Source organism: Azospirillum sp. B506 (assembly GCF_000333595.1).
Lineage (GTDB): Bacteria > Pseudomonadota > Alphaproteobacteria > Azospirillales > Azospirillaceae > Azospirillum.
This window is the reverse complement of sequence record NZ_BADK01000048.1, coordinates 1-9,245: the sequence shown is the minus strand read 5'-3', so window position 1 is coordinate 9,245 and position 9,245 is coordinate 1. Positions and strand designations below refer to the sequence as shown.

5 protein-coding genes, 1 rRNA gene and 1 pseudogene are annotated in these 9,245 nt (G+C 65.2%); 2 read left to right on the top strand and 5 right to left on the bottom strand.

All coding sequences use genetic code 11. The features are described from left to right. The 4 genes from I71_RS01380 to I71_RS01365 form a co-directional block, all read right to left on the bottom strand. Positions 1-333, bottom strand: a 16S ribosomal RNA gene (locus I71_RS01380); the annotation flags it as partial. A 482-nt stretch (positions 334-815) separates the two neighbouring features. Next, entirely contained in the window at positions 816-1,814 is a 999-nt protein-coding gene (locus tag I71_RS01375) for an LLM class flavin-dependent oxidoreductase (RefSeq protein ID WP_042689135.1), read from the bottom strand. A 261-nt stretch (positions 1,815-2,075) separates the two neighbouring features. Next, on the bottom strand, positions 2,076-5,243 hold the full coding sequence (locus I71_RS01370) for an efflux RND transporter permease subunit (RefSeq protein WP_042689132.1): 3,168 nt from the start codon (positions 5,241-5,243) through the stop codon (positions 2,076-2,078). 60 nt (positions 5,244-5,303) lie between these two features. Continuing rightward, entirely contained in the window at positions 5,304-6,509 is a 1,206-nt protein-coding gene (locus I71_RS01365) for an efflux RND transporter periplasmic adaptor subunit (protein ID WP_042689130.1), read from the bottom strand. Positions 6,510-6,797: 288 nt separating this feature from the next. Between I71_RS01365 and I71_RS01360 the strand changes: the two genes are divergently transcribed. Further along, positions 6,798-7,511: a TetR/AcrR family transcriptional regulator gene (locus tag I71_RS01360; protein ID WP_083896905.1), complete on the top strand. Its 714-nt coding sequence runs from the start codon at positions 6,798-6,800 to the stop codon at positions 7,509-7,511. A gap of 42 nt (positions 7,512-7,553) precedes the next feature. Here I71_RS01360 and I71_RS01355 read toward each other — a convergent pair whose 3' ends face one another. Then, positions 7,554-9,026, bottom strand: a complete 1,473-nt coding sequence (locus tag I71_RS01355) for an MFS transporter (RefSeq protein ID WP_042689128.1) — start codon at positions 9,024-9,026, stop codon at positions 7,554-7,556. Positions 9,027-9,120: 94 nt separating this feature from the next. Here I71_RS01355 and I71_RS35470 point away from each other — a divergent pair. Beyond that, positions 9,121-9,245: pseudogene (locus tag I71_RS35470) on the top strand (hypothetical protein); the annotation flags it as partial.

Genomic DNA, 9,245 nt, shown 5'->3' with positions numbered 1-9,245 from the left:
CTGCCTCCCGTAGGAGTTTGGGCCGTGTCTCAGTCCCAGTGTGGCTGATCATCCTCTCAGACCAGCTACGGATCGTAGGCTTGGTGAGCCATTACCTCACCAACTACTTAATCCGACGCGGGCCCCTCTCTCGGCGTAAACTTTCTCCGCCCAAATTTCTCTGGGGGACGTATCCGGTGTTAGCGTCCGTTTCCAGACGTTATTCCGAACCGAAAGGCAGGTTCCCACGTGTTACTCACCCGTGCGCCACTAAGGCCGAAGCCTTCGTTCGACTTGCATGTGTTAGGCATGCCGCCAGCGTTCGTTCTGAGCCAGGATCAAACTCTCAGGTTCAGATCGTGACCAAAGTCACGACTGACAGGACCGCCGATAGCGATCTCCTGAAACGTCGATACTGTTCACAGTTTCTCTGCTCAAAAGATGCACAGACGATCCTCATTGTGCCGATCCCCAAAAGAACCAACACCACAAGGCCGCAACGGCTACCAACTGCCGCCGCCTGCGCATCCCTTCTCACAACACGGTATAAACTTGTCAAAGAACCCGCAGCACCAGAGCGCCGCTTCCGAACATTTCAGCGACGCTCCGTCTTGGATCATCGCGTCGTGTTCGGCTTATTTAGTGGTCTTTACTTTCGCTGTCAACCTCTTTTTTTTGAGGCATTTCGGCAGTTACTTGCGAAGACCGCTGTTTCCCTTGAAGCGACACTGTCTTGCCGACCGTGCTGCGTCGCGGGAGGCGGTGTATAGGCCGGCTGGACGAGGTCGCGCAAGCGCTTTTTTCGCCCCCTCGTGATTTTCGATCAAATCACCGGATCAGCCGATCTGGTCGAGCACTTCCGCCCCGATCTGGAAGGAGCGCAGGCGGGCGGCATGGTCATAGATCTGGCCGGCCAGGATCAGCTCTTCCGCCTGGGTGGCGCTAATGATCTCCGTCAATTTGGCAGCCACCTGGTCCGGCGTGCCCACTGCGGCCATGGTGCCCAGCGCGCGGTCTACCATCATCTTCTCGGCCGGGCTGCTCCACCAGGACTCGATATCGTCCACCGGCGGCGGCAGCTTGCCCGGCGTGCCGCGGCGCAGGTTGGCAAACTGCTGCTGCGCTGAGGAGAAGATGCGCCTCGCCTCAGCCTCGGTGTCGGCGGCGAACAGATTGGCGGCGACCATGGCGTGCGGCTTGTCGAGCGTCGCCGATGGCTCGAAGCGGGCACGGTAGATCGCCAGTGCCTCCATCAGCATGTCCGGCGCGAAGTGGGAAGCGAAGGCGAAGGGCAGACCCAGCATTGCCGCCAGCTGCGCGCTGAACAGGCTGGATCCCAGCAGCCACAAGGGCACCTTCAGCCCGGCACCCGGCACGGCGCGGATGCGCTGGTTGGACTCCGGTTCCTCGAAATACATCTGGAGTTCGACGACATCCTGCGGGAAGCGGTCGCCGCTGTCGCTCATGTCGCGTCGGAGCGCCCGCGCCGTCATCATGTCGGTCCCCGGCGCGCGACCGAGACCGAGGTCGATGCGGCCGGGATAGAGCGATTCCAACGTGCCGAACTGTTCCGCCACCATCAACGGCGCATGATTGGGCAGCATCACCCCGCCCGACCCGACCCGAATGGTCGAGGTGCCAGCAGCGACATGGGCGATCACCACGGCGGTGGCGGCACTGGCGATGCCCGGCATGTTGTGGTGCTCAGCCAACCAATAGCGCTTGTAGCCCCAGCGCTCCGCATGGCGCGCAAGATCAAGGGTATTGCGGAAGCTGTCGGCGGCAGTCGCCCCCTCGACGATCGGGCTGAGGTCGAGAACGGAAAAGGGAATCATCGTTCGATCCATAACAGCGGCGGGGGTGGGGCCGGCTGGCGGCCATCGGTTGCCATACAAGGTATGGTCGCAGGGCTGCCGGTTCCATGCCGGGGCCTGCGCGGCTGCCCTGCGTGCGATGGGCGTCAGCGGTCCCAGAGTGCGCACGTTTCAGACGCACACGTCTGAAACGTGAACCGCACGGAAAATCAAAAAGCTAGGGTCTGGACACGCTGCTGTCCGAGCTGGAAAGCCCCTCTCCCCAGGGGGAGAGGGGGCGCCTCAATCTCCCGCCGCCGGCTGCGGCAGGGCGCCGTGGCCGGGGCGGCGGCGGACGAACAGCCGGTAGACCGCGACGAAGAAGACCGGCACGAACAGGATCGCCAGCACAGTGGCGGAGATCATGCCGCCCATCACGCCGACGCCGATGGCATTCTGGCTCTCCGATCCGGCACCGGTGCTGATCGCCAGCGGCAGCACGCCGAGGATGAAGGCCATCGAGGTCATGATGATGGGGCGAAGACGCTGACGGCAGGCCTCCGCCGCTGCTTCCTTCAGCTCCATGCCCTGGTCGTAGAGCGCCTTGGCGAACTCCACGATCAGGATGGCGTTCTTCGCCGACAGACCGATGGTGGTCAGCAGGCCGACCTGGAAATAGACGTCGCTCGGCAGGCCGCGCAGCGTCGCGGCGACGACGGCGCCGATGACGCCCAGCGGCACCACCAGGATCACCGACACCGGCACCGACCAGCTTTCGTAAAGCGCGGCCAGACAGAGGAAGACGAAGATCATCGACAGGGCGTAGAGCGCCGGCGCCTGCGACCCGCTGAGCCGTTCCTCGTAGGACAGGCCGGTCCATTCGTAGCCGATGCCCGGCGGCAGCTTCTGCATCATCGCTTCCATCTCGGCCATCGCCTCGCCCGAACTGATACCGGGCGCGGGCGCCCCCTGGATGTTCAGCGAGGAGGAGCCGTTGTAGCGCTCCAGCTTCGGCGACCCATAGATCCACTGCGCCGTCATGAAGGCGGAGAAGGGAACCATCTGGTTGCTGGAATTGCGCACATACCAGCGGTCGATGTCGCTGGGCTGCATGCGGTAGGGAGCGTCGGCCTGGAGATAGACCTTCTTCACCCGGCCCAGGTCGATGAAGTCGTTGACGTAGGACGACCCCCAGGCCACCGACAGCGTCGTGTTGATGTCGCTGAGCGACAGGCCGAGCGCACTCGCCTTCTCGCGGTCGACGTCCAGCTTGAACTGCGGCGTATCCTCCAGCCCGTTGGGGCGGACACCGACCAGCTTCGGGTTCTGCGCCGCCGCACCCAGCAGCTGGTTGCGCGCCTGCATCAGCCGGTCATGGCCGAGACCCGCGCGGTCGACCAGTTGAAGGTCGAAACCGGTGGCGTTGCCGAGACCGGGAACCGACGGCGGCAGGAAGGCGAAGACCACCGCGTCCTTCAGCTTCGACATCGCCCCCATGACCCGGCCGGCGATGGCCTGTGGCTTCTGCGACGGCAGCGGGCGCTCGCTCCAGTCCTTCAGCCGGACGAAGGCCATGCCGGCATTCTGGCCGCGGCCGGAGAAGTTGAAGCCGACGATCGCGAACAGGCCGTCGACATTGTCCTTCTCCTTTTCCAGGAAATAGCTGGTGACGGCCTTGGCTGTCTCGGCGGTGCGCTGGCTGCTGGCATTGGGCGGCGCCGACCACAGCACATACAGCTGCCCGCGGTCCTCGGTCGGCAGGAAGGAGGACGGCATCTGCACGAACAGGTAGCCCAGCCCGCCCAGGATCAGCACATAGGCGACGAAATAGCGGCCCAGGCGGTTCACCGCCCCGCGCACGCCGCGAACATAGACCCGGCTGCCGGCATCGAAGCCACGGTTGAACAGGCCGAAGAAGCCGCCCTTCGCATGGCCGTGGCCCTCTCCATGGCCCTCTCCATGACCGCCAGCGACCGGCTTGAGGATGGTGGCGCAGAGCGCCGGAGTCAGCACCAGGGCGACCAGCACCGACAGCGCCATCGCCGACACGATGGTCAGGGAAAACTGGCGGTAGATGGCGCCGGCCGACCCGCCGAAGAAGGCCATCGGCACGAACACCGCCGACAGCACCAGCGCGATGCCGACCAGCGCCCCGGTGATCTGGTCCATCGACTTGCGCGTCGCCTCGCGCGGTGGAAGCCCCTCGTCACCCATCACGCGCTCGACGTTCTCGACGACGACGATGGCGTCGTCCACCAGCAGGCCGATGGCCAGCACCATGCCGAACATCGTCAGAACGTTGATCGAGAAGCCGAAGGCCGAAAGCACGCCGAAGGTGCCGAGCAGCACCACCGGCACCGCGATGGTCGGGATCAATGTCGCGCGGAAATTCTGGAGGAACAGGTACATCACGACGAAGACGAGGACGATGGCCTCGAACAGCGTCTTGATGACCTCATGGATCGACAGTTGGACGAAGGGCGTCGTATCGAAGGGGTATATGACCTCGATGCCCGACGGGAAGAAGGGCTGGAGTTCGGCGACCCGCGCCTTGACCGCGGCGGCGGTGTTCAGCGCGTTGGCGCCGGTCGCCAGCTTGATGCCGACACCGGCCGCCGGCTTGCCGTTGTAGCTGGCGTTGATTTCGTAGGTTTCCGACCCGATCTCGATCCGCGCCACGTCGCGCAGCCGCACCTGCGACCCATCGGGGTTCACACGCAGCAGGATGGCGCCGAACTGCTCCGGCGTCTGCAGCCGCGACTGGGCGGTGATGGTGGCGTTGATCTGCTGGCCCGGCACCGCCGGGGCGCCGCCGAGCTGGCCGGCGGAGACCTGGGCGTTCTGGGTTTTGATCGCGTTGGAAACGTCGGTGGTGGTCAGCGCGAAGTTGTTCAGCGCGTCGGGGTCGAGCCAGATGCGCATCGCATGCTGCGGCCCGAAGACGGTGATGTCGCCCACACCTTCGACGCGGCTCAGCGTGTCCTGGAGATTGGAGGTGACGTAGTCGGCGATGTCGCCCTGACTGAGGCGCCCGTCGCTGGACACAAAACCGACCACCAGCAGGAAGTCGTTGCCAGCCTTCGACACCTGGATACCGCGCTGCTGGACCTCCTGCGGCAGCAGCGGCGTGGCCAGCTGCAGCTTGTTCTGGACCTGGACCTGGGCGATGTCGGGGTTGGCCTCCGGCTCGAAGGTCAGGGTGATGGTGACGTTGCCGGAGGAGTCGCTGTTGGAGGACATGTAGCGGAAATGGTCGAGTCCAGTCATCTTCTGTTCGATGACCTGGGTGACCGTGTCCTCCAGCGTCTTGGCCGAGGCGCCGGGATAGCTGGCGGTGATCGAGACCGTCGGCGGCGCGATCTTCGGATATTGCTCGACGGGCAACCGCAGGATCGCCAGGGCACCCGCCATCATGATGACGATGGCGATGACCCAGGCGAAGACCGGCCGGTCGATGAAGAATCTGGACATGGGAGCGGTATCCTACGGGCGGTACCTGGGCGGGCGGTATGTGGGATCAGGTACCTGGGATCAGCGGGCCGAAGCGGCCTTCTCAGGCAACGCGGCAAGAGCGTTCTGGGCCGGCACCGGCTTCACCACCGCACCCGGCTTGACCTTTTGCAGGCCTTCGACCACCACGCGCTCGCCGGCGGCCAGACCGTCCGACACCAGCCAGACATTGCCGACCGGACGTTCGGTCTTGATGGTGCGCGGGGTCGCCTTGTTGTCGGCGCCGACAACCCAGACACGGGCGGAGCCGTCGGGCGAACGGGCGACCGCAGCCTGCGGCACGGTGATGGCATTCTCGGCCACCCCCTGCTCGACGCGGGCGCGGACGAACAGACCGGGAAGCAGCTGCTTGTTTGGGTTGGGGAAGACCGCGCGCAGCTGAACCGAACTGGTGCCGGCATCCACCGTCACATCGGCGAACTGCAGTTCGCCCTTCGCCGGATAGGCGGTGTCGTCGCCGCTGGCATTGCTGTTCAGGAACAGCGTCACCGGGATCTTGCCGGGTTCCGCCGGGCGGATGCGGCCGCTCTCCATGTCCTCGCGCAGCTTCATCAACTGCGAGGCGGTCTGCGTCACGTCGACATAGATCGGGTCGAACTGCTGAATGGTGGCGAGTGCCGTCGCCTGGTTGGAGGTGACGAGCGCGCCTTCCGTCACCGCCGACTTGCCGATGCGGCCGGAGATCGGGGCGAAGACCTTGGTGTAGTTCAGGTTGATGCTGGCGAGATTGTAGGCCGCCTTGGCGGAGGCCAGCTGCGCCTCGTTCTGCTTCAGCGAGGCCTGGACATCATCGAAATCCTGCTTGCTGACCACGCTGTTCTTGACCAGATCGCCATAGCGCGACGCCTTGTTGCGGGCGGCCTGGAGGTTGGCCTCGGCCTTCTGCACATCGGCCTGTGCGCTTGCCAGCGAAGCCTCATAGGTGGCGGGATCGATCTGGTAAAGCTGGTCGCCCGCCTTGACCTCGCTGCCCTCACGGAAAAGGCGCTTCAGCACGATGCCGCTGACCTGCGGACGGATTTCCGCCACCCGGTAGGGGGCGGTGCGGCCCGGCAGCTCGGTGGTCACCGGCAGGCGCTGCGGCTCGACGGTGGCGACGGACACCTCCGGCGGGCCGCCGGCTCCCTGGGGCTGGCCGGCCGCCTGCTTCTGCTGGTTGCAGCCGGCGAGCACCACGATCAGGCAGGCCGCCGCGGCCAGCGTCATGAATGGCTTGGATTCGAACATCTCTTTACCTCGTCTCGGCACCGCGCGTCGGCGACCGGTCTCCCTGCTACGTTGCGGGTCAGGCAGTCCGGCACATCCCCGTTGCTTAGTACTGTCTCATACAGTACAGTGTACCAGACGATACATTCAGAATGCTGCACCGCGCAAGGGGGTTCCGCAGATGCGCGATATGGGGCTGGAGCTTGGAAAGTCACCCTCGACAGGCACAGCGGAAAACCCTGCAGCCCTGTTTAAGAGTGTGTTCAGGATCGGGACGGCCGGAACCGACCGGCCGGAAGGAAAAGCGAGATGACCAGCAGCCATAAGGCCCAGAGCGGCCCCAACTCCGGCCACCAGCAAGCCGCCGCGCATCTGGCTGGACCGCCTTGCGGACCGGCCACCTGCGGGCCGCGCGGCATGGCGCGCCGGCAGGCGATCCTGACGGCCGCCCAGCGCCTGTTCATCGAGAAGGGGTTCGAGAAGACGACGCTGAGCGACATCATCGCCGTCGCCGGCGGATCCCGCGCCACGCTGTACGAGCATTTCGGCGACAAGGAAGGGTTGTTCCGTGCCATCATGGAAGAGGACAATACCCTGATCCTCTCCGGCCTCGCCACCATCCAGGGCGACGACCAAATGACGCCGGAAGCGGGACTGACCGCCTTCGCCCTGCATCTGGTCAAGGCCCTGCTCAACGAGGAGGCAACCGCCACCATCCGCATCCTGATCGCGGAGGGGGACCGCGTCCCCGACATCGCCGAGGCTTTCTTCCGCATCGGACCGGAGAATGCCATTCGCCGGCTGGCCGACTATCTGCAGCAGCTGTCGGACAGCGGCGCCCTGCGCATCGACGATCCGGCGGCGGCGGCCCAGGCCTTCCTGGGCATGGTCACCGGCAATCTGGTGATCCGCCGCCTGATCCTACCGCAAAGCACGCCGGTCATCCCCGACCTCGACCGCTATGTCCGGCAGGCGGTGCGGCTTTTCCTGAACGGCGCGCGCGAACGTGACAATGCGAGGTGACGAAGGCGGGCTGAGGTCAGGAAAACCTCAAATCACCGCCAGTCAAATCGTCTCCGCCGCAGCATCCCCCACCCCACGGCGGCGGTCGGCCTTGGTCAGCGGTTCGGCGATGTCCTCCAGCCCCTTGCCTTCGGCATCGACGCCATAGACCAGCGCCACCACCCCGCCGACCATCATCACGACCGATCCCAGCACATAGCCCCAGAACAGCGGGGCGCGCTCCGTCCCCTCCCCCACCAGCCAGCCGAACAGCAGCGGGCCGGTGGAGCCCACCACCTGGGCGATGGCGAAGAAATAGGAGATCGCCTGCGCCCGGACCTCCAGCGGGAAGATCTCGCTGACCGTCAGATAGGCCGACGAGGCGCCGGCCGAGGCGAAGAAGAAGGACACGCACCAGAAGATCGTGTGGGTGTTGGCGGTCAGTCCCCCTTGGCGGAACAGGAAGGCGGAGACCAGCAGCACGCTTCCCGCCAGCAGATAGGTGCCGAAGATCATCCGCCGCCGCCCCACCGTGTCGAACAGCGGCCCCAGCAGCAGCGGCCCGATCAGGTTTCCGGCAGCGAAGGGAAAGAAATAGACCGCCGTCTGCGACGGGTCGAGATGGTAGAAATTCTGCAGGACCAGCGCATAGGTGAAGAAGATCGCGTTGTAGAGGAAGGACTGCGTCACCATCATCGTCACGCCCAGGACCGTGCGCGACGGGTATTGCCGGAAGAACACGTCGACCAGCTGTGCCCAGGACACCGCATCCTCCGGAACGATGTGCATGGCCCGCTTGGGGTCGACGGGGGCCAGCATCTTGCCCTGGGCGCGCACGCTGGCTTCTATGTCGTCGACGATGCCTTCGGCCTCCTCCTCCCTGCCATGGGTGACCATCCAGCGCGGGCTTTCCGGAATGTGCCGGCGCAGCTGGATGATGATCAGGCCCAAGAGAGGGCCGATGAAGAAGGCGATGCGCCAGCCGATGTTCTCCGGCACCAGCGAATGGTCGAGCAGGAAGACGCTGCCGACCGCGCCGATCATCGCGCCGGCCCAGTAAGTGCCGTTGACGGCGATGTCGACCCGGCCGCGGAAGCGCGCCGGGATCAGCTCGTCGATGGCCGAGTTGACGGCGGCATATTCGCCGCCGATGCCCATCCCGGCGATAAAGCGCCAGACATAGAGAAACCAAGGCGTCCAGGCGAAACCGGCGATGCCGGACGCGATCAGGTAGAGCGCCAGCGTGGCGATGAACAGCCGTTTCCGCCCCCAGCGGTCGGTCAGCCGGCCGAAGACCAGCGCCCCCACCACCTGACCGATCAGATAGATGGTTCCCGCCAGCCCGACCTCGGCGCTCGACATGCCGAGGCTGTCCTTATAGCCGGAGGCTGAGATCAGCTGGATCTCGATGCCGTCGAGGATCCAGCTGACACCCAGCCCGACCACCACCATCCAGTGGAAGCGCGCCCAGGGCAGCCGGTCCATCCGCGCGGGCACGAGGCTGCTGACGGCACCGGCGCTTTCTGCTGCGATCATGCGGGCTCCCAAAGGCTGATTGTCACAGACGGCGTTCCGGTGAAACGCCGCATGCAGCCGGAAGGTTTCCGCACACGCAGGGCGCCCTCAAATATCAGATATGCTGATCTTCGGGAAGGAGCGGGTGACCACCGGCGCCTCGGGCGACATCAAGATGGCGACCGAGATGTCGCGCCGCATGGTGACGGAGTGGGGCATGAGCGACAAGCTCGGTCCGCT

Bases quoted from the DNA above. Each gene is read 5' to 3' on its own strand.
- I71_RS01375 (WP_042689135.1), bottom strand. From the start codon at position 1,814: ATGATTCCCTTTTCCGTTCTCGACCTCAGCCCGATCGTCGAGGGGGCG.
- I71_RS01365 (WP_042689130.1), bottom strand. From the start codon at position 6,509: ATGTTCGAATCCAAGCCATTCATGACGCTGGCCGCGGCGGCCTGCCTG.
- I71_RS01360 (WP_083896905.1), top strand. From the start codon at position 6,798: ATGACCAGCAGCCATAAGGCCCAGAGCGGCCCCAACTCCGGCCACCAG.
- I71_RS01370 (WP_042689132.1), bottom strand. From the start codon at position 5,243: ATGTCCAGATTCTTCATCGACCGGCCGGTCTTCGCCTGGGTCATCGCC.
- I71_RS01355 (WP_042689128.1), bottom strand. From the start codon at position 9,026: ATGATCGCAGCAGAAAGCGCCGGTGCCGTCAGCAGCCTCGTGCCCGCG.